22 protein-coding genes are annotated in these 22,025 nt (G+C 42.9%); 10 read left to right on the top strand and 12 right to left on the bottom strand.

What is annotated here, in order from left to right:
• The first annotated feature begins 336 nt into the window (after positions 1 to 336).
• The 6 genes from ABTV07_RS03165 (at position 337) to ABTV07_RS03140 (ending at position 7,361) form a co-directional block, all read left to right on the top strand.
• On the top strand, positions 337 to 1,506 hold the full coding sequence (locus ABTV07_RS03165) for a ThiF family adenylyltransferase (RefSeq protein WP_433747392.1): 1,170 nt from the start codon (positions 337 to 339) through the stop codon (positions 1,504 to 1,506).
• Between the two features lie 14 nt (positions 1,507 to 1,520).
• The gene (locus tag ABTV07_RS03160) at positions 1,521 to 2,753 is read left to right on the top strand and encodes a PqqD family protein (RefSeq protein ID WP_433747389.1); all 1,233 of its coding nucleotides are present in this window, start codon (positions 1,521 to 1,523) and stop codon (positions 2,751 to 2,753) included.
• A gap of 147 nt (positions 2,754 to 2,900) precedes the next feature.
• Positions 2,901 to 4,160, top strand: a complete 1,260-nt coding sequence (locus ABTV07_RS03155) for a helix-turn-helix domain-containing protein (protein WP_433747386.1) — start codon at positions 2,901 to 2,903, stop codon at positions 4,158 to 4,160.
• Between the two features lie 22 nt (positions 4,161 to 4,182).
• Entirely contained in the window at positions 4,183 to 4,311 is a 129-nt protein-coding gene (locus ABTV07_RS03150; protein ID WP_433747384.1) for a hypothetical protein, read from the top strand.
• Positions 4,312 to 4,496: 185 nt separating this feature from the next.
• On the top strand, positions 4,497 to 4,970 hold the full coding sequence (locus ABTV07_RS03145; RefSeq protein WP_433747381.1) for a GNAT family N-acetyltransferase: 474 nt from the start codon (positions 4,497 to 4,499) through the stop codon (positions 4,968 to 4,970).
• A 339-nt stretch (positions 4,971 to 5,309) separates the two neighbouring features.
• On the top strand, positions 5,310 to 7,361 hold the full coding sequence (locus ABTV07_RS03140) for a S9 family peptidase (RefSeq protein WP_433747378.1): 2,052 nt from the start codon (positions 5,310 to 5,312) through the stop codon (positions 7,359 to 7,361).
• A gap of 135 nt (positions 7,362 to 7,496) precedes the next feature.
• On the opposite strand, the gene ABTV07_RS03135 is transcribed toward ABTV07_RS03140, so the two are convergent.
• From ABTV07_RS03135 to ABTV07_RS03120, 4 genes are all read right to left on the bottom strand, one after another.
• On the bottom strand, positions 7,497 to 8,450 hold the full coding sequence (locus ABTV07_RS03135; RefSeq protein WP_433747376.1) for a tRNA dihydrouridine synthase: 954 nt from the start codon (positions 8,448 to 8,450) through the stop codon (positions 7,497 to 7,499).
• 186 nt (positions 8,451 to 8,636) lie between these two features.
• The gene (locus ABTV07_RS03130; protein WP_433747374.1) at positions 8,637 to 10,031 is read right to left on the bottom strand and encodes a DUF2252 family protein; all 1,395 of its coding nucleotides are present in this window, start codon (positions 10,029 to 10,031) and stop codon (positions 8,637 to 8,639) included.
• Positions 10,032 to 10,244: 213 nt separating this feature from the next.
• A complete protein-coding gene (locus ABTV07_RS03125) occupies positions 10,245 to 11,012 on the bottom strand; it encodes an SDR family NAD(P)-dependent oxidoreductase (RefSeq protein ID WP_433747372.1) in 768 nt (255 codons plus the stop codon).
• A gap of 330 nt (positions 11,013 to 11,342) precedes the next feature.
• Positions 11,343 to 12,128 carry an SDR family oxidoreductase gene (locus tag ABTV07_RS03120; RefSeq protein WP_433747369.1) on the bottom strand — a complete coding sequence of 262 codons (786 nt, stop codon included), beginning with the start codon at positions 12,126 to 12,128 and terminating at the stop codon, positions 11,343 to 11,345.
• Positions 12,129 to 12,275: 147 nt separating this feature from the next.
• On the opposite strand from ABTV07_RS03120, the gene ABTV07_RS03115 reads away from it, so the two are divergent.
• The 4 genes from ABTV07_RS03115 (at position 12,276) to ABTV07_RS03100 (ending at position 16,048) form a co-directional block, all read left to right on the top strand.
• Complete coding sequence (locus ABTV07_RS03115; RefSeq protein WP_433747367.1) at positions 12,276 to 13,184, top strand: Gfo/Idh/MocA family protein; 909 nt, start codon at positions 12,276 to 12,278, stop codon at positions 13,182 to 13,184.
• Between the two features lie 121 nt (positions 13,185 to 13,305).
• Positions 13,306 to 14,130, top strand: coding sequence for an endonuclease VIII (gene nei, locus ABTV07_RS03110; protein WP_433747364.1), 825 nt, complete (start codon positions 13,306 to 13,308; stop codon positions 14,128 to 14,130).
• A gap of 128 nt (positions 14,131 to 14,258) precedes the next feature.
• Positions 14,259 to 15,068 (top strand): cupin domain-containing protein, encoded by an 810-nt coding sequence (locus ABTV07_RS03105; protein WP_433747361.1) that lies wholly within the window; start codon positions 14,259 to 14,261, stop codon positions 15,066 to 15,068.
• 209 nt (positions 15,069 to 15,277) lie between these two features.
• Entirely contained in the window at positions 15,278 to 16,048 is a 771-nt protein-coding gene (locus ABTV07_RS03100) for a class I SAM-dependent methyltransferase (protein ID WP_433747358.1), read from the top strand.
• Positions 16,049 to 16,123: 75 nt separating this feature from the next.
• On the opposite strand, the gene ABTV07_RS03095 is transcribed toward ABTV07_RS03100, so the two are convergent.
• The 8 genes from ABTV07_RS03095 to ABTV07_RS03060 all read right to left on the bottom strand — a co-directional run bounded on the left by ABTV07_RS03095 (position 16,124) and on the right by ABTV07_RS03060 (position 21,985).
• Positions 16,124 to 16,774, bottom strand: a complete 651-nt coding sequence (locus tag ABTV07_RS03095) for an SDR family oxidoreductase (RefSeq protein WP_433747355.1) — start codon at positions 16,772 to 16,774, stop codon at positions 16,124 to 16,126.
• A gap of 134 nt (positions 16,775 to 16,908) precedes the next feature.
• Positions 16,909 to 17,658 (bottom strand): ABC transporter permease, encoded by a 750-nt coding sequence (locus tag ABTV07_RS03090; protein ID WP_433747352.1) that lies wholly within the window; start codon positions 17,656 to 17,658, stop codon positions 16,909 to 16,911.
• Positions 17,659 to 18,408 carry an ABC transporter ATP-binding protein gene (locus ABTV07_RS03085; protein WP_433747349.1) on the bottom strand — a complete coding sequence of 250 codons (750 nt, stop codon included), beginning with the start codon at positions 18,406 to 18,408 and terminating at the stop codon, positions 17,659 to 17,661.
• A 179-nt stretch (positions 18,409 to 18,587) separates the two neighbouring features.
• Positions 18,588 to 18,926 (bottom strand): DUF1048 domain-containing protein, encoded by a 339-nt coding sequence (locus ABTV07_RS03080; protein WP_433747347.1) that lies wholly within the window; start codon positions 18,924 to 18,926, stop codon positions 18,588 to 18,590.
• A complete protein-coding gene (locus ABTV07_RS03075; protein ID WP_433747345.1) occupies positions 18,923 to 19,267 on the bottom strand; it encodes a PadR family transcriptional regulator in 345 nt (114 codons plus the stop codon). Before ABTV07_RS03075 ends, ABTV07_RS03080 begins: the two co-directional genes overlap by 4 nt.
• Positions 19,268 to 19,473: 206 nt before the next feature.
• Positions 19,474 to 19,668, bottom strand: a complete 195-nt coding sequence (locus tag ABTV07_RS03070) for a hypothetical protein (RefSeq protein ID WP_433747343.1) — start codon at positions 19,666 to 19,668, stop codon at positions 19,474 to 19,476.
• Between the two features lie 52 nt (positions 19,669 to 19,720).
• The gene (gene rlmD, locus ABTV07_RS03065) at positions 19,721 to 21,106 is read right to left on the bottom strand and encodes a 23S rRNA (uracil(1939)-C(5))-methyltransferase RlmD (RefSeq protein ID WP_433747340.1); all 1,386 of its coding nucleotides are present in this window, start codon (positions 21,104 to 21,106) and stop codon (positions 19,721 to 19,723) included.
• 6 nt (positions 21,107 to 21,112) lie between these two features.
• Positions 21,113 to 21,985, bottom strand: a complete 873-nt coding sequence (locus tag ABTV07_RS03060) for a DNA-3-methyladenine glycosylase family protein (RefSeq protein WP_433747338.1) — start codon at positions 21,983 to 21,985, stop codon at positions 21,113 to 21,115.
• Positions 21,986 to 22,025: the final 40 nt, after the last annotated feature.

Raw genomic sequence — 22,025 nt, 5'->3', positions numbered from 1 at the left:
TATTGGGAAAACCATTATTTATACCCTGTCATTACACACCTTTTTGATTTGTGATTTTCCCAAAACCACTGACCTCGTTAGTGTGTTACTATCTTCATAGATTAAATGATTAAAAATTAATAATTTTCAGTTATTTAATCCATAATATTTTTCAGGAGGTGGATGAATTGAAAATCAAAGCTAAAAAGGTTGAGCAAGTTCAAACTACTGGTTTCTGTGGACCAGGTCAATTACACTGCTAATTGTAATTTTACTTAACAGCTATAATACCAATCATATAGGGACAAATCCTTTGGGAGATGTCCCTATTCCTAATTAAAGATAAGGAGATCAATTATGACCACTTTACCAAAATATAAAGTTGTACACCCTTTTTACCATTCAAAGCCCGGAATTCTTCGACTTGGGGATATGGTTGATTTTTCTTTTGAGATAGAGGATGCAGATGGCTGCATTAAGCAGCTGGTAAGCTATTTAGATGGCAATCACACAATAGAAGAAATTTACGAAAGACTGATGAGAGATTTTCCTTCCTTAACCATTGAAGATGTTTCCGATGCAGTGGAATCAATAGATGAACTTGGATTTTTATATGACGAAAGCGAAGAAAAATCCATTGCTTTAACAGCTGATGAAAGAAAACGCTATAAAGGAAACTTGAATTATTTTTCTTTTTTTTCAAATTTAGCTGTACCACCATCCCATTTTCAACAAAAGCTGAATGAAGCAAACGTTACAATTTTGGGCATGGGCGCATTTGGCTGCAGTATCCTATTCAATCTTGCTGGCCTTGGCGTCAAGAAAGTTAGAATAGTAGACTTTGATCACGTTGAGCTAAGTAATTTAAATCGCCAAATGCTTTTTAATGAACAGGACTTAGGAAAGTTAAAAGTGGATGCCGCTAAAAATTTCATGAATAGCTTCTTTTCTGAAATGGAAATTGAAGCAATCAATAAAGAAATTTCTTCACAGGAAGATGTAGAAGAATTAATTAGCGGAAGCGATGTCGTAGTCGTATGCGCAGACCAGCCTCCTGCAGCTATACAAAGATGGATAAACAAGGCTTGTGTAGAAATGAATATTCCATTCTTTGGTGGAGGCATCAATTTAACAATGGGTTCCCTATTTGGAGTCATTCCCGGTGAAACCGCTTGCTTAGATTGCGATTTATATCAGCATGGTCAAATGTCCAACGATATTCCTTCTATTGTGGAGCGTTTCTTTGAAACGAACTTTATTCCACCCAATAATGCCATTGCACCAAACTTGATGATAATAACAGGTATGGTTGCGGCAGAGGTTATGAATTATATCACTGGAATGGATAAACTTATTTCCCCTGGAAAATCGATTCGCTTTGATTTTCGAACAATGGAAAAGAAAGTTCTTCGTGAAATTCCAAGATATGAAGAAAATTGTCCTACTTGCGGAAAAGGGGTTGGATCTTCACCGATCTTCGAAGCATTTAATAACAGTGATTTCATTCGAAAACCTGTAAAAAGATAATTGAGGTGACAATAATGAATTTGTCAAAAGACAGTACAGTTAGAATGCTGCCCCTTCGACAAAGACGAGAAAATGAAGAGGAAATCCTCATTGGCCGACCAGATGTCAGTCTGTACATACTCTTACCTATTCCGGGTGTACAAATTATTGAAATGCTTGATCAAGGGTATACCATTGGACAGGTAGAAGAAGAAATGGAAAAAATCTTAGGAGAGTATGTGGATGTTGTTGATTTTGTAAATGACTTAATCCATGAACATCATTTTGTTCATACTGTAGATGGAGAAGTGATTCTCGAAACGACCAACATCAAGGATCACTTTCCTTGGATTTCCGAGAAAATCGGAAACTTCTTCTTCAATAAGTATGCTTTTATTTTATATGCGCTTCTACTTTTAAGCGGTACAGCACTCGCTATTAGTGATTCTTCTTATTTCCCATTATATACTGACATCTTTGCTTATGACTCGTTAACCATTTCCTTAGTGCTGTCAGTATTTTTTGGTTGGTTCTTTTTGTTTCTTCATGAAATGGCACATTTAATGGCTGCCCGTTCTCTAGGTATAGGAAGTAGGATCGGCCTAAGTCACAGATTGATTTTTATGGTTGCTGAGACGAACATGTCCAATATTGTCCTCCTCCCCCATCATAAAAGATATCGGGCATTTTTAGCTGGGATGGCATGGGATGGCGCTTTTTTCGGAATTGGAATTTGGCTGCAATTCCTATCCTTTCATAATTATCTACCTATTCCAAATGAAGGAATAGCGTTTATAAAAATGATTAATTTGATTTTCCTAATGAACATTTCATTCCAATTTATGATATTCATGAAAACAGATATTTACTATGTGATTACCACCTATTTTAAATGCAACAACTTGCTGGACAACACCAAACTATATATGAGGAATCTAATATTTAATAATAATGATCAGAAAAAAGAAGAATGGGCCTATGTGTCAGAGCATGAAAAGAAAATCATTACAAGAGGCTATGCTTGGTTCTTTCTTTTAGGAGCAGTATGGGCCATTCTATTTTTTACAATTTATAACTTAAGACAGTTAATCGAATTTATTGTTCGTATAATCAAAAACATTAGTGATTACCCTATACTCTCATGGCCCTTTGCAGATGGAGTCCTATTGATTACATTGGCCCTAGTTCCAATAGTGGGTGTACTCTGGTCCTGGATCCGCACTTCCAAAATTCGCAGAAATCAGCATCTCCAAAGAAGTGTTTCTTAATTAAAGAAAAGGAATTTGGGAAAACTCTGATTCAAATCACCCAATCATCGCTCCATCCTTAGAACTATTTTCCCAATATTTTATAAAGGAAATCCTTAACTTAAGTAGAATTATCTAGAAAAGGAAAAATTAAAGGATGGAATGCGATTGAAAACCGGTGATAAGATAAGATTCTTTCGGATTACCCAAAAGAAGACACAAGAGGAACTATCTGCAGGAATTATTTCGAATTCTTACCTTTCTAAAATTGAAAATAACCAAGCACTCCCTAGCGATGAGGTTTTATTACTACTCAGCGAACGTCTTGGTATTTCATTGCAATCAAACTCGGAAAAATTTTTAAGTGACATTTCAGCATGGTATAAAAGCATCACCGATCGAGATAAAGTTTTAGCTTCTTCTCTATTCGACGAGTTGGAAAGCCAGATAGACCTTCTGGATGATTCAACAGTTCTCATTTACTTCACTTTGGTCAAATTTCGCTACTATCTGTTGACAGAGGATACGTCCAGGCTGCATGAAACATCCCAGTATTTGATGAAACTTCGAGAACTGTTTAATGAAAAAATGGAATATTACTACCTTAAATTTACCGCTATATATTTTTATTCTTTAAGCCAATTTAATGAAGCACATAATTACTTAAATAATGCAGAACCATTTTTATTGAAAAATGAACTGGAAAAGTGGGAAGAAGCTGATTTTTATTTTTTCTTTGGGTTAGTAGCAAGCAGAATGTATCAGGACATTCTAAGCATCGAATATACTCAAAGGGCCTTAAACAATTATCAGGCAGATTATGCGTTAGAACGCTGCGCAGACTGCCACCTTCTTCTCGGAATCGCTTATAAAAATATTAAAGAGTATGTGAAATCAGAAGAAAGCTATTTAACGGCAAGGAAAATCGCATTTTCACTTAAGGTTGAAAACTACTATAAGGGTATTATCGAACATAATCTTGGAAACCTCTATTCTATCCAAGGGAAATCCTGTCTAGCCATTAAACATTTTTCAAAAGCTTTTACTTTTAAAAAGCACGGTCCTATCAATCCTCAGTTGATCACACTATATTCTTTAGTTAAGGAAAATTATAAGCTTAAGCAATTTAATAAAGTGGAGAAATGGTTAGCGATAGGGCTAGAAAAAATAAATGGATTAGAATCTGATTACTATGAATTCTTTCTTCACTTTAACGTATATAAATTCGAACTTATGAAAGAAAAAGATTCTTCCTATGAAGAATTCATGAAATTGAAAGTGATAGATTTTTTTGTAAATACAAATGATCATGAACACATAGCCTTATACTCCGAGTACCTGGGACAGCATTTTGAAAATAAACATTTTTATAAGCAAGCTGCGAAATATTATGCACTAAGCAAAAATGCATTATGGCAGCTAATATAAAATTAGAAGAGGAGATCTTTCAATGAAAAAATTATTATTTTCTGCTTTCGCACTATTAGTAATTGGGGCTTTTGCTGCTAACACAATCCATGAAACAGCAGCAGCTGGCGATGATTATCCACCATATAAAAGCTTTGAATATAATGGCTAATAACCACAAGGACTCCAATATTGGGGTCTTTTTTCTTTACTCAATTTGAAAGGATTCTTTTAAATGAAACAAGCAGAATTTACTTTTTATGGTATTATGATCATAATAATGCCTTTAGCAAACCCCGCAGTTTAATAGCATATGAGAATTAACAATAAAGATAATCATAAAGGAGTTAGAGAGATATGGAACTTACTATTAGGAGAAGAACGGAAGAAGATATCAATGAGTTCATTACTTGGACTTATGAGGGAAAATACTCTTTTTATGATAACAATATTCAAGAGGAAAAAATTGAAGGATTTAAGGAAAGTGTTAATTCAGAAAGAGCATTTTCAGTTATTGACGAAAATGAAAATTTAATAGGGAATTGCGAGTTTTTTGATGTTGAGGATGATGGAGATTTAATAGTAGCAGTTGGTGTTCAAATGAAGCCCTCAATAACAGGTAAGGGGTATGGTTCAAGGTTTGTAAAAGCGATCATCGAACAAGGAAGAGAACTATTAAATTTTAACCATTTGGAATTAGCAGTAGTAGACTTTAATGAGCGAGCAATAAGAACATATGAAAAAGAAGGATTTATTAAGAAAGGCGAATTCCAAAATGAAATAAGAGGCAATAGATATAACTTTATTATTATGGCTAAAGATTGGGAATAGATCTTTTTTGTTATTAGCCATTGTAGGATCGTCTTTTATATCTTTGACGCAATAAAAAAAGACGAACTATAAGATTACCACTCCCCTCTCTTATTAACTTGTTTTACTCGTGTTTGGGTGAGTCAAAACGAGATTAACAAGAAGCCTTCCAACATCCATAATCCTTTCTTAAAGAGTACTTAATCCCCTGTCAGAAGGATGTCCTCTATACGAAAAGAGCTTTTAAGCCAGCAGGAAAAACACCCATACTGGGACAACAAACCTGTCCCCCCGTCCCACAAAAAAAGGATTATTCACCCTTTTTCGCGAAATTACTACATATATCGGAAGGGGGATTTTATGAAGACACCTATTGCAAAGCGCATTCCACATCCTCATGAGCTTCATGGGGATGTACGCGAAGATGATTATTATTGGCTGAGGGACCGCGAGAATCCTGAGGTCATCGCTTATTTAGAAGAAGAAAATCGTTACTACGATGAAGTGATGCACAAACTCGAAGATCAAACTGAACTCATCTATCAAAAGATGGTGGATCGCGTTCCTGATTCGGAAATGAACGTGCCCGTGCAGCACGGCAATTATTTCTACTATTCTGTTTTGGACAAAACAAAACAGTATCCAGTCTATGCACGCAAGAAGGCAGTAAGCCGCGACCTTCTTTCAGAGGCAAAAGAAGAAGTGGTTCTTGATCTGAATGAACTGGCCACAGATGATGACTACTTAAGCGTAACGCTGCAGCGCATCAATACGGATCAAACCCGCCTTGCTTATTTGGAAAATCGGGATGGAACTGATCGCTACACCATCCACATCAAGGATCTGGAGACAGGCGAGCTCCTGCCTGACCGCATTCCTGATGTCTTTTTATACGAAAGCATGGAATGGAGCCGGTGCGGGACCTACATATTCTACACGACCGTGGATGAAAGTCAGCGCCCCTACCAAATGTGGCGCCATCGGTTGGGGAGCGGCGCAGATCAGGATGAACTCATTTTTGAAGAAAAAGACACCACATATTCAATCGGCATCGCCAAATCGCAAAGCGGAAAATTCATTCTTCTTACTTCAAGATCAAAAACGACGAGTGAGATTCATCTGCTGGACGCGGATTCTCCGCTATCTCCATTGCAGCTTCTGGATGAACGCCGTGAAGGAATCGAATATGATGTCGAGCATTGGGGAGATGACCTGCTTATCCTGACAAATGAAGGGGCACTCAATTTTCAGCTCCTCCGCTCTCCTCTCAATGACCTTACTTCAAGGGAAAATGTCGTTGCCTATAAGGAAGAGCGCTACCTCCAATACATGTATCCGTTCAAGGACAAGCTGCTGATTTTTGGCCGCGAGAACGGACTGACGCAAATCTGGATGCTGAACGGGGATGAGTTAGAGCCTATCGAATGGGATGAGCCGATCTACACGGTTTCTATTGTATCCGGACAAAGCTTTGAGGCATCTGAAGTTTTAATCCAGTATGAATCCTTGCTTACACCCAAAACGACTTACGGACTGAATTTGCACACCGGGGAAAAACAGTGCTTGCAAGTGGCTCCAGTCAGCGGAGAATACGATCCTTCCCGCTTCCGTCAAGAACAGCTATGGGCCGAAGCCGAGGATGGAGTCAAAGTCCCGGTGACAATCGTCTACCGTGAAGGGGCTCTGGAGTCAGGTCCTGCACCATTGATTCTGCATGCGTATGGATCATACGGAGCAAACAGCAATCCGCACTTTAGTCCATATCGTCTGCCAATGCTTGAGAAAGGAATTGTGTTTGCCACAGCACAGGTTCGCGGTGGTTCCGAAATGGGGCGAAACTGGTATGAAGATGGAAAAATGAAGAACAAGCGAAACACATTCACCGATTTCATCTCTGCTGCCAAAACACTGATTGAAGAAGGATACACAACCTCAAGTCAAATGGCTGCACGCGGCGGCAGTGCCGGCGGTCTGCTCGTTGGCGCGGTTGCGAATATGGCCGGCGATCTATTCAAGGTCATCGTTCCTGAGGTACCTTTCGTCGATGTCGTTACTACGATGCTTGATGCCACAATTCCTTTGACCACACTTGAGTGGGATGAGTGGGGAAACCCTCAGAAAGAAGACGACTATTTCTACATGAAGTCCTATAGCCCTTACGACAATGTGGAAGCGAAAGACTATCCGCATCTGTATATTACAACAGGCTTGAACGATCCGCGGGTCGCTTATTGGGAGCCGGCAAAATGGACTGCACGCCTAAGAGCTTTGAAGACGGATGACAATACCCTTGTCCTCAAAACAAACATGGGCGCCGGTCACTTCGGGGCATCCGGCCGATTCAGCCAGCTAAAAGAATCAGCTGCCTGCTATGCCTTCATCCTTGATAAACTTGGCGTCAGCGCTGAATAATTACATGAAAACCCCCGGGTAACCCGGGGGTTTTGGTTTGCAGACAAAATAGAGCCTGCCCTCCAGTGTGATAATAAACTGGGAGGCAGGCTCTTTATCTTGGTGGGGTGGGACACTAAACCTGTCCCCATGTCCCTACTCTGACAAATCGAATTGATCAAGCAAGTCACGGACTTCGTCTGTTGATTTTGTGTTCATCAGCTGGTTTCTTAGTTCACTTGCTCCCCGGAATCCTTTGACATAGATTTTAAAGAAGCGATGAAGGGCTGTGAATTTCCGAAGCTGATATTGGTCATGGAGATCGAGATGCATTCTTAAGAGATCCAGTAATTCCTTACTGCTGTGCTCTCTCGGTTCTTTTTCAAAAGCGAATGGGTTGTGGAAGATTCCTCGTCCGATCATGACGCCATCCACACCATATTGCTCCACGAGCTTCATGCCCATTTCGCGGTCTTCAATATCCCCGTTGATTGTCAACAGCGTATCCGGCGCCACTTCATCACGGAGTTTTTTGATCTCAGGAATCAGCTCCCAATGCGCATCTACTTTACTCATTTCATTCCGTGTACGCAAATGAATGGAAAGATTCACGATATCCTGCTCCAACAAGTGTCTGAGCCAGCCTCTCCATTCATCTACTTCCGCAAAGCCAAGACGCGTCTTGACGCTGACGGGCAATCCTCCTGCTTTTGCAGCCTGGATCAACTCAGCTGCCACTTCCGGACGGCGGATCAGTCCGCTCCCCTTCCCGTTCTGCGTCACATTCGGGACAGGACAGCCCATATTGATATCGATTCCTTTAAAGCCAAGCTCCGCCATACCGATGCTCATCTGACGGAAATATTCAGGCTTGTCCCCCCAGATATGCGCGACAATCGGCTGTTCATCCTCCGTAAACGTCAAACGTCCGCGTACACTTTGGATCCCGTCCGGATGGCAATAGCTCTCCGTGTTCGTGAACTCCGTAAAAAACACATCAGGTCTCCCTGCTTCACTTACAACATGACGAAACACAACATCCGTCACATCTTCCATTGGTGCTAATATAAAAAATGGCCGTGGCAAATCACGCCAAAAATTTTCTTTCATAATGAAATTCCAATCCTCTCATTAAGGGATGCAAAAAATGCTAATCCCAAAATTAAAAAGCAGGATGTCTCTGCTCCATTTACACTTATACCACGATTAGGCCATTTTTATCAAACCCATTGCATAAAAAAAGCGCCCGATCCCAACGCGGTCATTACACAAATGGGACCAGGCATCTTAATTCAGTTAAGGCAAACGCTTATCCTGCATCAATTGAAGAAAAGATTGGTAGTCCGCATTTACTTGATCGGCATAGTTCCTCGCTAAATCCACCACATTCGTCTTGAATTGCGGCCATACGTCAATGGCTTGCAGTGCTCCGTCTTCAAAGTTATAGGAGATGAATTGACTTTGATAATCCCGGTCTGCTCGAGCGTGTGCATAGGCAAGTGCCTGCGCAGAATACTTTACAAAGCTGTCGAGATCCGATTTCTGCTTAAAGTCGGCAGGATCCAACCCATGTTTATAAGGAGAAATCCTCCGGACGAGATACGATTTATTTTCCCCGGTCAATACGCCCAGATGGTCATCCACCTGGTCCTGCAGCCCTTTATAAGCTACCCGTGCTGTATCGGCTGGACCACTTAATGGACTATTGTATAGAGTCGCATCCGTCATAGGATTGACGAACATATTCGGTTTCCTCTCTTCTTTAACTTCTAAAATCTGGTCGTCATCTGCACTGCTTGTTGACCCTTCGATCAAGACATAATACTTATCCACTCCTAAACTTCCAAGGCCTGAGTGGAGGCGTCGGGCGCGGTCTTTCACATCGAAATAATGCGAATCCCAGCTGCTGACTTTATCGGAAATATCCTGCACGTAGGAAGGCCAATCTCCTTGCAAGTCCACTAAGTCCATGCTGTTTACCGCCGACAACTCGGGATTGGACAGATCGAATTGGCGGTTCCCGCTGCTATTGATGACTGTCCATTTATCCAATGCATGTGAAGCACTTCCGTTTATGACGTCATCCATTTGGTCATCGATAAATCCTGTCACGGTTGCCTTATCCATTTTCACCTGCGTTTCGCCGGCATTTCCATTCACACTTGCCAGCGTATTCTGATACTCAGTCAGAAAGGACGATGCCAAATCATCGGCTTCTGATTGAGACAAACTCCAGCTCAATTGGTCTTTCAACAGATAAATGCTGGTCGTATAGCGCAGCAAATCCCAATAAAATGGTCCTATGTATGAATCATCAAAGTCATTAAGGTCAAATACTACATCCCCTTCGTCGTTGTCAAAGAATCCAATATTCTGAGTATGAAAATCTCCGGAAAGCCACGTGTTAATATTTTGGGTTGTCGTCCATTCATTTGGGATGGCAATCGTCCCATTATCGAGGTCTTGATAGTAGAGAAAGTTCGTGGCACGGTAAAAAGCAAACGGTGAATCTTCCATCGCCTGATACTTTTCCGTTTTCACTGAATCATCCGATATGTAGGCATTGGCATTCGAAATTTCCTGTTGCAGATGGTCTGTCCGCGCAGAACTATTGGTCATGGCCAATCCTATTTTAGGTCCGGCCATAAGAAGAACCGTCATACTAATACTCGCTAAGGCAATTCGCTTCATGAAATGGTAAACTCCTTTTTGATTGGTTTCAACTCTTCAAAGAAACCCTATCACAGAAAGGATCATTCCTTTTCTTTTTTACATAAAATTTACGGTAAATATAGGAGGCATTAACACTTCATCCCATGCGTATTAGCAAAATGGCCCGTAAAGCAAAAAAGCGCCCGAACCCCCGCGTAATTTTTGGGGTTCAGGCACCATTTAAACTTCTAATCAGTCTCTCAATCTTGTTGCATAAGGATAAATTGGATCTTTCAAATGAAATTCATACGTCTCTCCATCCACAATTCCCACTACTTTGCCGCTGTCGTAAAGATCGAGCATGAATCCAGCCATTTCTTTTGCTGTATGGTATTTCGGAAGAAGTCCTTCGAATTTAACATTCTCCTCGAGGTCATTGGAAACTTTGGCAAATTCCGTTTCCGTTGCAGCTGGTGCCAACACTTTTGCTTGCATCTTTGCACCTTTTTCTTTTAATTCATGTGCAAGACCTTCTGTAAATGCACTGACATAGAACTTAGAAGCGCAATAAGTGATCGCATTTCCGATTATTGTGTAGCCCCCGCCGGAAGAAACGTTGATTACCTGCGTTCCTTCAACATTAGAATAATCGCGGACATAAAGAGACGTTAAAATCGTCAATGCTTCAATATTCAAATTCAGCATCGTCTCAATCTTTGTTAAATTTTGTTCGCCAATCGATGCGAAATTACCGAACCCGGCATTATTAATCCACGTTTCAATATCGTACTCTTTTAGGTCTTCATAAAAAGCATGAACATTTTTCGTATCAGACAAATCAACCGTTTTGATGACGACATCCAACTCAGCGTTGTCTTTCGCAATTTCAGATTTCAGTTTTTCAAGTTCCTCTGTTCTGCGTGCCGCAATGACTAAATTTTTCCCGCGCGCCGCAAATGCTAGTGCTGTCTCATAACCAATCCCAGAACTAGCACCTGTAATGACCGTATATTTCTTCATTTCGATTCCTCCTATTATTTCAGTTAAAAAATTACGTACATTTGATCTTTTCAATTTTCATTTCTCTCAATGATAATATACCCAAAAACTCCGGTAATCAAAAAAAACGATGTGCCCGTAACATTAAAATCCGGTCTTCTAGCAGAAACGCTTGTTGTTCTAGCAAAAAACATTCGAGTTCTAGCAAAACATAATGAACTTCTAGCAAAATCCGGATCAATTCTAGTAATTCATCAAATCCATTGGCGTCCACTTGCTGGAGCTGCAAAGAATTTCACTCAAATAGGAGGCACCAATTCCCATGGTTGCCTCCCCTCCTCATTTATGAAATCAAATTTCCATTTCCCAGCGTTCTTTTTGCGTCTGCTTCAATTGTTTTTCCGTTTCTTCCGGATATACTGTCCGGAATTTATGATTGTCCGCCGGGATGATTTCAATCATCTTTTGGATCATATCTTCAGGATCGAACTGGTCTTCCAGTCCTTTCTGCTGCTCCAAGATGTCTTCTTTTCGGGTGAAATTCTTCTCGTCGTCGAACCACTTCCAGATTTCTTCCCCGGCCCGCTTATTAAATCCGGTTTCGAATGCACCTGGATTGATGGTTGCCACATTCACCCCGAACTCTTCAAGCTCGGATTTCATGGTTTGGGCAATCCCTTCGATGGCATGTTTGGTTGCCGTATATGGGCCGACATAAGGTGTGGCGGAAATCCCGGCCATGGAGCTCATGAACACAATTTTTCCGCTTCCTTTTTTCACAAGCTTTTGCGCCGCCAATTGAACCGTTTCAAGGGTGGCAAAGACGTTCACTTCAAAGAGCGCGCGAAAACGGTCCATCGGCACTTCCGCAAGCGGTCCCCCTTCATTGATGGCTGCATTAGCCACAAAGACATCAAAATCATACTGCAATATCTGCTCGCGGTCCCGCTCATTCGTAATATCCAGCTTGAATACCTCTATATCCAATCCCCGTTTTTCCGCTTCTCTCATCAGGTCCGTTTTTTGAGAAGTAAGCTCGGTTGTCGCAATGACGCGATGGCCATTCTTAGCAAGGCCAAGTGAAGCTCCTCTTCCGAGACCGCTCCCTGCACCTGTGATGAAAATCGTTTTACCCATTGTGAAAGTCCTCCTTGGAAATCTATTTTAATATAATCTTCCCTTTAACAGATTCGGCAAACTTTTTCATTAAGGTATGCTCCTCACCGAAAGCCTCTTAGTTGATATCTTTTTGCAGAATACTATAATAGGAGAAAAAACAACGAGGTGAAGAACGTGAAAATTGGTCTGATCGGATTAGGAGATATCGCAAAGAAAGCCTATCTGTCTGTTCTTGCTGAAAAAGAAGGCATTGAGCTCGTGCTTTGCACGCGAAATGTAGAAACGCTTGAAAAGCTTGGAGATAAATATCGTATAGAAAAAAGAGTCCAGACAGTGGATGAACTGATTGCCGAAAACATTGACGCAGCCTTCGTCAGTACGGCTACAGAGGCACATTTCGAGATATCGGAAAAGCTTCTTGAAAACGGCATCCATGTGTACATAGACAAGCCGATTTCCTTGAACTTCAAGGAAACGGAACGAATCGTACAGTTGGCGAAAGACACCGGGAAGATTGCCATGGTCGGATTCAACCGGCGCTTCATTCCTAAGGTGAAAGAACTGAAAGATTATGGGAAACCAAGCTTCCTGTTGATGCAAAAAAATCGATTCGCTGCACCGGACGAGCCACGGAGGTTTGTCGTCGAAGACTTCATCCACGTCGTCGACACCCTGCGTTTCCTGATGGATTCAGAAGTAAAGGACGTCAAGGTTCAATCCCTTAAAAAAGGAGACCTCCTCCATCACCTCGTCATCCAGCTCATCGGTGAGGACTGCACGGCGGTCGGCATCATGAACCGGGACGGCGGTGTGACGGAAGAAATCATTGAATACTCTGCAGGAAACCATAAATACGTCGTGGACAGCCTCGTCGAAACGACCCATTACCATAACAAAGAAACAAGCATTTCCTCCTTTGGCGACTGGGAGCCCACATTGTACAAACGCGGATTCTATGACCTCGTCGACCATTTCCTTGAATGCGTGGAAACAAATCAAGAGCCCGATCCTTCAATCAGTGACTCCTTGATCACACATGAAATATGCGAACGAATCGTTGGAATGATCGAGTAACTTCAAAAATTAAAGGGATGGACCTATGGAGGTTCGTCCCTTTTCTATCTTCTAAAAACCCATCCAAATGTTACTGCCAGCTGAAAAAGGGAAAACCTATACTAAAAAAGGAGAAACCATCATGCCAGAAGGTCCCGAAATCAGAAGGGCAGCCGATAACGTTGAGCGAGCCCTTAAAAATAAAACCGTACAGGATGTCTTTTTTGCCTTCCCGCAATTGGAAGACTACGAGGACATTTTGAAAGGATCGACCGTGTCACGGGTGGACACCAAGGGAAAGGCCATGCTCATCCGCTTCGACAACGGGTACACCATCTACTCCCATAATCAGCTCTATGGAAAGTGGATGATCCGGAATTTGTACAACTATCCAAAGACCAATCGCCAGCTCCGGTTGGCTCTTCACAATGAAAAAAAGTCGGCGCTCCTTTACAGCGCATCCGACATCGAAGTCCTCCGTGACGAAGAAGTCTCCAGTCACCCCTTTGTGGCCAAAGTGGGACCTGATATTTTGAGTGAAGAAGTGTCGGAGGATGTATTGTTTCAGAGAATGAAAGATAAGCGGTTCTTCAGGAGGAAGTGGGCAATTCTATTATTGGACCAGGGGTTCGTAGCCGGAATCGGCAATTACTTGAGATCTGAAATCATGTTTCTTGCAGGCATCCACCCTTCCCTTCGACCTGAAGATTGTTCTGATTCTCAATTGAGGAAAGCAGCCCGGGCCATCATCGATTTAATGCAGCAATCGTATAAGACAGGCGGGATTACGAATGACCTCGAGCTTGCTGAAAAATTAAAATCCCAAGGAGTTAAGCGCCCTCGCTATCGTCACTGGGTCTTTAACCGGGAAGGAGCCTCATGCTTCGTGTGTGGGACGGAAATCGAAAAGACTGTCGCAGCTTCGAGGAGATTGTATTTTTGTCCGGTTTGCCAGGGGATATTGTGAAGCACGGGGACGGTTCTGCCGTTTCGTTAACCACGAGAACCCTCCCGCCGTTTCATCCATTTTCAATGTACCTTTCCCAAAAATGTGCATAGGATTATTACATATGCAATGAAGGGAATGAGCTAAATATGTATCAGAATCCTTATGGGTACCCCTATCAAAATCCTTATTATGTAAATGCGCCGAGTTATCCTTATTACAGTCAGCCGACTAACGAATCCTATCCAAATCAAAATGGATATTATCCATCACGCTATCCTAATGGTGCTGGAGCTATGTTGTTAAAAGACTATGGACCAAATCCATTTGTTGTGGATATTAATGCTGCCACTAAGCAAAACAATACTTATCGGACTGCACTATGGACTGGATCTCATTTGCAGGTCACATTAATGAGCATTGATGTTGGCGGTGATATCGGCTTGGAAATCCACCCGGATGTCGATCAATTCCTGCGTATAGAACAAGGACAAGGGTTTGTTCAAATGGGCAAAAATAAAAATCGTTTAGATTTTGAGGCAAATGTGGCCGATGATTATGCCATCTTCATCCCTGCCGGAACATGGCATAATGTCACCAATACAGGTCCTGCGCCGCTAAAACTTTACTCCATTTATGCCCCGCCTAATCATCCGTTCGGTACCGTTCATGTCACCAAGGCAGATGCAGAAGCTGCAGAAGAAAGCCATAATCAGAAAAAGGATTATTTCGGCAAGGCTCCGGATGAATGGGTGCAGTTCACAGATTTTCTGGTGAAAAAAGGATTAGAGGATGTTAAAAGAGGCATAAATGCCGGCCATATTCTTCAAGAATTCATCTTAATGGGCGTCCTTGTAGGAAAAGGATATTCTCCCGAAAAAGCCTATGAGACAGTAGAAGGATGGGAAAAGACGGGAGAATCCAAACTTCTTCAGCAAAGCAAAAAATACGGCGTATAGAATGTCAGGAATAAGAAAATCAGTTTGAGAAGAATCTCAAAGGGCTTGGAGGCTATTTTCTAAGCCCTTATTTTAATGGCAAAAAATAAGGACATAATAAAATCTTATGGTAAAACATAAATTTTACAAAATATACTTATAAATCTAAATGAGTTATCTTTAAAGCATGAATTGGAATTTTTATCAAGTGAAGCGACGGAGGGATTATAGTGGATATTAAATCAAAAGTTCAAGACCAGTTTGGAAAAACAGCAAGCGATTACGTGACAAGCGACATTCATCGAGACGGCGCCGACCTTCAACTGATTGTAAAAATGGCAAAGTTGACTGGTAAAGAAAAGGTTCTCGATGTCGCCACAGGCGGCGGACATACAGCAAATGCCCTGGCACCTTTCGCAAAAGAAGTAACTGCTTTTGATTTAACAATGGAAATGTTAGCAGCGGCTGAACAGTTTCTCTCTTCCAACGGCCACAGAAATGTTTCTTATGTTCAAGGCGATGCTGAAAAGATGCCGTTTGCAAATGAATCGTTTGATGTTGTTACCTGTCGCATTGCCGCCCACCATTTTCCGAATATCGAATCCTTTATTGCCGAAGTTTATCGTGTGTTAAAACCTGGCGGCCGTTTTCTATTAGATGATAATGTCGCACCTGAAAACGATGAGTGGGACCAATTTTATAATACGGTTGAAAAGACTCGGGATCCAAGCCATAGCAGGGCTTTTAAAAAGTCAGAGTGGCTCCAGAAGATCGAACTGAATGGTTTTGAAATCAGTGAATGGGTCGCGTTCCGAAAAACATTTGTGTTTGAAAGCTGGTTTAACCGCATGAAGCAGTCGGAGGAAGTAAAAAAGTCTCTAAACAGCTATATCTTGAAGGCAGGGTCAGATATCCATAAAAAGTTCCGGGTTAAAATGAACGATGACACTGTTGAATCCTTTGAAGGGGAATCTATAATACTAAAAGCGATTAAATACTAAAAATATCTAGCTAAAACAAAAAACACAGCTCCCTTAACAAAATAAGGGAGCTGCATTTATATAATCACCATTTAATTATAAGGAATCAATCGCTTCCTTGACTTCTACGTCGCCTTTCACCACCTGGAATTCCTTCCCGATCGTTGCGTTGTTTTCCAGTACGGCCACAATCACTCGCGCCACGTCTTCTCGTGGAATTTCATTTCTCTCAACCGTTGTAGCTGCATTCACTTTGCCAGTTCCATCATCATTCGTCAACGCGCCTGGATGAATGATTGTGTAATCCAGGTCGGTGTCTCGCAGCCATTCATCTGCGTAATGCTTTGCCACGACATATGGCGCAAAGGATGAATCGGCAGACTGGATTGCTTCACGCGTTGTATCATACGAACTGATCATCACGTAGCGCTTCACGCCCGCTTGTTTTGCGGCTTCGATGGTTTTTACTGCCCCATCCAAGTCGACTAAGATCGTTTTGTCTGGGCCAGTTTTTGGTCCTGAACCAGCTGCAAAGACGATAGCATCAACGCCTTCAGCCGCTTTTGCAATGTCTGGGATATCTCCTTCGAGATCCACAACGACCGTTTCAGCACCCATCTCTTTAAAGTAGGATGCCTGCTCCTCTTTGCGAATCATGACTTTTGCTTCCAAATCTTGATGATCCTGAATAAAGGAAACGAGATGTTTCCCAACTTGACCGTTTGCTCCAACAATTAGTACTTTCATTGATTACATCCTTTCTTCCTTTTACTCACAAATGTAATATACCCAGAAAGGAGGATGGTCAAGCATTGGGATGTGCTGGCAGTCAATTGAAAAAGGCGCCATCCCCTCTCTATCAGGAATGGACGCCCATTTTTTCATCCTAGCTGGCGTTTAAATTGTTTGCTGGCGAAGAAGTAGGAAAGAATCATAATTCCGATGCACCATGCAAGGGCAATCCAGATATCGCTGCCAACCGTCCCGTTATACAATAGCGCACGAATCGCATTGACGATGGACGTCACAGGCTGGTTCTCAGCGAATGCGCGGACTATGCGAGGCATGGTTTCAGTTGGGACAAAGGCAGAGCTGATGAAAGGCAGGAAGATCAACGGGTAAGAGTAGGTCGTGGCTCCTTCCATAGATTTCGCTGTCAATCCTGGAATGACCGCCAGCCACGTCAGAGCCAGTGTAAAAAGTCCAAGTATCCCGGCCACGGCCAGCCAGGAAAGAATGTCTGCGTTTGAACGGAAGCCCATTAAGAGGGCCACAAGAAAAACGACTAAGACTGTAAGCGCATTGGAAACAAGCGAGGTGAGCACGTGAGCCCATAATATCGATGAGCGTTTAATTGGCATCGTAATAAAACGCGACATGAGTCCACCCTTTACATCATTGAAGAGGCGCAGAGAAGTGTAAGCGACGCCGGATGCGATAGCCATGAGCAAAATTCCCGGCAATAGATAATTGACGTAGCTGCCAGATCCCGCCTCGATAGCACCACCAAACACATACACAAATAGCAGCATCATCATAATTGGTGTGATCGCAACAGTGATGATCGTATCCGGACTGCGCATGATATTGCGCATTAAGCGTGCCAGTAATACCCCTGTTTGATTTTTCATTTACATTTCCTCCTTTTTACCGATAATTGAAAGAAAAATTTCTTCTAATGATGGCTGCTTCTCGATATACTCGACTTTCGCCGGCGGGAACATCTTTTTAAGTTCTGACAGTGTCCCGGTGCTGATGATTTTCCCACCATGTAAAATGGCGATGCGGTCCGCCAATTGTTCGGCTTCCTCCAGGTATTGGGTCGTCAGCAAAATGGTCGTTCCACCTTCTGCAAGCTCCTTCACAATTTTCCAAACCTCCAGCCGCGCTTCCGGGTCAAGTCCTGTCGTCGGTTCGTCTAGAAAAATGACTGCCGGCGTCCCAAGCAGGCTCATGGCGATATCAAGGCGGCGCTTCATCCCTCCGGAGTATTGGTCCCCCCGTCGGCTTGCCGCCTCAGTAAGCCCGAATCTGTCTAGCAGACTGTCAACGACTCCAGTGGGATTGGACACTCCCCGCAGCTTGGCAATCATCATCAAGTTCTCCCTCCCAGTGAGCATTCCGTCCAAAGCAGCGAACTGACCTGTCAAACTGATGCTTTGGCGAACATGGTCTGACTGACGTTTGATGTCATATCCACAAATCTCCACTTCACCTCTATCCGCCTTCAAAAGGGACGAGAGGATATTGACCGTCGTCGTCTTCCCCGCTCCATTGGATCCGAGCAGGGCGAAAATTTCTCCCCTCTTCACCTCAAAATCCACCCCATTCAATACGTCCTTATCTTTAAAAGCTTTTTTCAACCCTTTAACTGAAATCACTGGTTACTCATTTGTTTGCCTCCTTATATTCGCTTACTCTCCTCTACTCTGTCTGACCGATATTCTGTATTACCGACTACTGGTTTAAAAATAAAACTGAATAGTGAATGCGACACGTTTCCTATTCAGTAGAAACATCGGAAATCATATTTCCTTTACAGCTTCCATGTTATTTTTCGTCACCCGCGGCCAATCGTATCATTCAGCTTCTTGCGATATTTATCCTTCCAGGTTGTAGAATCCTTTACTAGTTCATCGCAGAATGCCGCAACGTCATCCCCCGTGAGGTCAGTGACTTTCCTACCTTCCGCTGCCGCTTCTTCCAAGAGATCAAGAATACCGCGAAAGATTCTGCTTGTTTCCTTCCAATCCGTTGTGCCGCCAGCAGTCCACATATATTTTTTAATTGCGTTATAAGCATTGTGGTACTCAGGTGGCAGTGCCTTCGCACGCGCCTCCATTGCTCTCCATTCTCGCTTTTCATCCAGACTTCCAATAATTTTTTCAAAGATGCTCATACGATCTCTCCTTTTAGATTTATTTTCGTTTTCAGTTCATCAATCTTACTCGAAACAAAGTCCCACTTTTTCCAAAATGCTTCTAGCTGTTCATGACCTGCTTCATTGAGGGTGTAAAATTTTCTCGGCGGCCCCATTGTGGATGGCTTTTTCTCTATATTCACCAGATTGTTTTTCTCAAGCCTCATCGTGATGGTATAAACGGTACCTTCAATGACATCCGTGAAGCCAAGTGCCCGCAGCTGCTGGGTAATTTCATAGCCGTATGTTTCGCCTCGGCTGATGATTTCAAGCACACACCCCTCAAGCACCCCTTTCAGCATTTCCGTGATGTTTTCCAATTTTTCACCTCCCAATATTTCACTTATATATTCCAGTACACTGAAACACAGATATTCTGCATTTCAGCTATTCAGTAATAATGACTACTAGTATATAGTATTACCGAATAGCTTGAATTGTCAACAAAACTTTTCGAAAAATAAAAAAAGGCGTCTGTCCCCAATGTGTTATTGCACTGGAGGTCAGACACCTAACTCAATTCCTTCTAATCTTCAATAACCCGGGACACATCATTCCCACAAACCTTGCACTTTCCTTCTAAAACAATCCCTGCAGGATGATCCTCAATCGTAAACTGTTCAATTTCTGCGACATCTCCACAATTCGTACAGAAAACGTTCTTTCTAAGTTTCCTTCTAATATCTTCAGGAATTGCGAGCCATTTTTTATTTGCATCCATATGTTAACACCTCTCTGCATTCGAATTTTTCTTACCATCAAACAGAAAAGCGTTATTTAAGCTCCAACAATGTAACGGCTTCGACATGTGCCGTCTGCGGGAACATGTCCACTGGCTGGATGTATTTAATGTTGTATTGCTTGCTTAAGATCTGCAGGTCCTTCGCCAATGTGGATGGATTGCAGGAAACATAGACGATTTTCTTTGGCTTGCTTTTGAGCATGGTGTCAAGCAAAGCCTGATCGCACCCGGTCCTTGGCGGGTCGACAATGATGACGTCCGGCTTGAAGCCTTGCTTCTGCCATTTCGGGACGACCTGTTCGGCTTTGCCGCTGACGTACAGGGCGTTTTCTACGCCGTGCTTCTTGGCATTTTTCTTCGCGTCTTCAATGGATTCCGGGATGATGTCCATGCCGCGGAGCTCTTTCGCGCCATCTGCGACCCAAAGGCCGATGGTTCCGACTCCGCAGTAGGCATCGATGACATTTTCCTTGCCTGTCAGGGCTGCAGCATTTTTCACTTCATTATAAAGCTTCACCGTCTGAACGGGATTCAACTGGAAGAACGCGCGCGCTGATAATTCGTAAGAGAACTCTTCAAGGTGCTCCTCGATGATTTCCTTCCCGCTTAAGTGAACCGTTTTGTCGCCAAAGATGATGGACGTTTTCCTTGGATTCACGTTTTGCATGACAGACGCGACTTCCGGCAGGCGCTTCTTGATTTCTGCCACAAGGAGGTCCTTGCGCTTTAGCTCGTCCACTGCCGTCACAAGCACGACCTGAACTTGGCCCGTCTTGATGCCGACGCGGGTCACGATGGTGCGCAGCACGCCTTTTTTCGTTTTTTCATTATAGATGGGAATGCCGAGATCTTTCACAATCTGCTTGATGACATTCGTCACTTTGTTCGTTTCCGGCTGCTGCACGATGCATTCCGGCACGTCGATCAGCTTGTGGGAATTGAGGCTGTAAAGGCCTGCAATGACTTTCCCGTCGCGCTCCCCAAGCTGGAACTGGCTCTTGTTGCGGTAGTGCCAAGGGTTGTCCATCCCGATTGTGGAACGGATATCCATTTGGCCAACTTTGAATTTCGTATGGCGTTCAAGCGACTGGATGACAATGTCCCTTTTTAGCTCCAGTTGCTTTACATACTCCAGATGCTGAAGCTGGCAGCCTCCGCACTGCTCATAGACAGGGCACGGCGGCTTCGTCCTGAACGGCGACGCTTTTCGGATTTTTTTAATTCTGCCTTCTGCAAACTTCGGGTGGATCTTCGTTGCTTCCACCACAACTTCTTCGTCAGGAAGTGCACCTGGAACGAACACAACCTGGCGCTTAAAGTAGCCGACCCCTTCCCCATTGATTCCAAGTCGCTTGATCGTTAAAGGGAATGTCTGTTTTTCTTTGATGAATACTTTTTGTTCTGCTTGTTTTTTCACTGCAAATCACTCCGTCACTTCAATGCTTCTCCATAAATAGAGAGAGGCGTAGCTTAAATATGGCTTCCATTTTTCGCTGGACTGCTCCATGAAATTCAAGTCCGGTTTCGCTTCCAGCTGGTATAGTTTCTTTAATGCATTTTGGATTCCAACGTCGCCCGTTGGGAAAAGGTTTGGACGGCCGAGCCCGAATAATAGGAAGTTCTGTGCCGTCCATGGGCCGACACCGCGGATTTTCACGAGCGTCTTCATGATTGTTTCATCCGATTCTTCGCTCAGTTGTTCTAAATCCAACTTTCCGCTTACGATCATCTCACTCAATCCGATGATATACTCTGCTTTTCGCTGGCTGAACTGCAGCTCCCGCAGTTCTTCAATTGTGAGGGAAGCCGATTTTTCCGGCGATGGATAGAACCAGACGCCGTCGATTTCCTCCCCGAATGTCTGAACGAACCTCTCCGTCAAGGTGAATGCGAACTTCAAGTTCAGCTGTTGATGGATGATGCATTTCACCAGGCAGGAATACGGCGAAAAATCAAGGATGAGCGGCGTTCCGCGGTGCTGATGGAAAATATCCTTTAGATCGCTCTCCTGAAAATGGCTGTGAATTTCCGATAAAGGAATGTCCCACTGGAACACATGGGCAATCCGCTTCTGAACGATTTCCTTTGTCTCATCCTTTTTCCCCTTGATGAGAAAAACCGGCTTATCCAGCGTCCCGATGGCCTGCACCTCAACCACTTCATTCTCTGGTTCATAGATAGGCACTCGGGCAATCCGGCCTTTCCTGTCGACGCTGTTCAACGGGTCGAGTTCAAGACGTTCCAACACTAAATCAAAATTATATGGTCCTTCAATCTCCATTCTTTGTTCCCACATAACGATTCTCTCCCAATCCCACTTGTTTTCTCGATTATAG

This window comes from Falsibacillus pallidus, assembly GCF_050990905.1.
Classification (GTDB): Bacteria; Bacillota; Bacilli; order Bacillales; family DSM-25281; genus Falsibacillus; species Falsibacillus pallidus_A.
This window is presented reverse-complemented; position numbering and strand designations above follow the sequence as displayed.

What these genes read in the sequence shown, in the direction of transcription:
- ABTV07_RS03165 (WP_433747392.1), top strand. Translation starts at nt 337, where the DNA reads ATGACCACTTTACCAAAATATAAAGTTGTACACCCTTTTTACCATTCA.
- ABTV07_RS03160 (WP_433747389.1), top strand. Translation starts at nt 1,521, where the DNA reads ATGAATTTGTCAAAAGACAGTACAGTTAGAATGCTGCCCCTTCGACAA.
- ABTV07_RS03150 (WP_433747384.1), top strand. Translation starts at nt 4,183, where the DNA reads ATGAAAAAATTATTATTTTCTGCTTTCGCACTATTAGTAATTGGGGCT.
- ABTV07_RS03145 (WP_433747381.1), top strand. Translation starts at nt 4,497, where the DNA reads ATGGAACTTACTATTAGGAGAAGAACGGAAGAAGATATCAATGAGTTC.
- ABTV07_RS03140 (WP_433747378.1), top strand. Translation starts at nt 5,310, where the DNA reads ATGAAGACACCTATTGCAAAGCGCATTCCACATCCTCATGAGCTTCAT.
- ABTV07_RS03135 (WP_433747376.1), bottom strand. Translation starts at nt 8,450, where the DNA reads ATGAAAGAAAATTTTTGGCGTGATTTGCCACGGCCATTTTTTATATTA.
- ABTV07_RS03130 (WP_433747374.1), bottom strand. Translation starts at nt 10,031, where the DNA reads ATGAAGCGAATTGCCTTAGCGAGTATTAGTATGACGGTTCTTCTTATG.
- ABTV07_RS03125 (WP_433747372.1), bottom strand. Translation starts at nt 11,012, where the DNA reads ATGAAGAAATATACGGTCATTACAGGTGCTAGTTCTGGGATTGGTTAT.
- ABTV07_RS03120 (WP_433747369.1), bottom strand. Translation starts at nt 12,128, where the DNA reads ATGGGTAAAACGATTTTCATCACAGGTGCAGGGAGCGGTCTCGGAAGA.
- nei (WP_433747364.1), top strand. Translation starts at nt 13,306, where the DNA reads ATGCCAGAAGGTCCCGAAATCAGAAGGGCAGCCGATAACGTTGAGCGA.
- ABTV07_RS03105 (WP_433747361.1), top strand. Translation starts at nt 14,259, where the DNA reads ATGTATCAGAATCCTTATGGGTACCCCTATCAAAATCCTTATTATGTA.
- ABTV07_RS03095 (WP_433747355.1), bottom strand. Translation starts at nt 16,774, where the DNA reads ATGAAAGTACTAATTGTTGGAGCAAACGGTCAAGTTGGGAAACATCTC.
- ABTV07_RS03090 (WP_433747352.1), bottom strand. Translation starts at nt 17,658, where the DNA reads ATGAAAAATCAAACAGGGGTATTACTGGCACGCTTAATGCGCAATATC.
- ABTV07_RS03080 (WP_433747347.1), bottom strand. Translation starts at nt 18,926, where the DNA reads ATGAGCATCTTTGAAAAAATTATTGGAAGTCTGGATGAAAAGCGAGAA.
- ABTV07_RS03070 (WP_433747343.1), bottom strand. Translation starts at nt 19,668, where the DNA reads ATGGATGCAAATAAAAAATGGCTCGCAATTCCTGAAGATATTAGAAGG.
- ABTV07_RS03060 (WP_433747338.1), bottom strand. Translation starts at nt 21,985, where the DNA reads ATGTGGGAACAAAGAATGGAGATTGAAGGACCATATAATTTTGATTTA.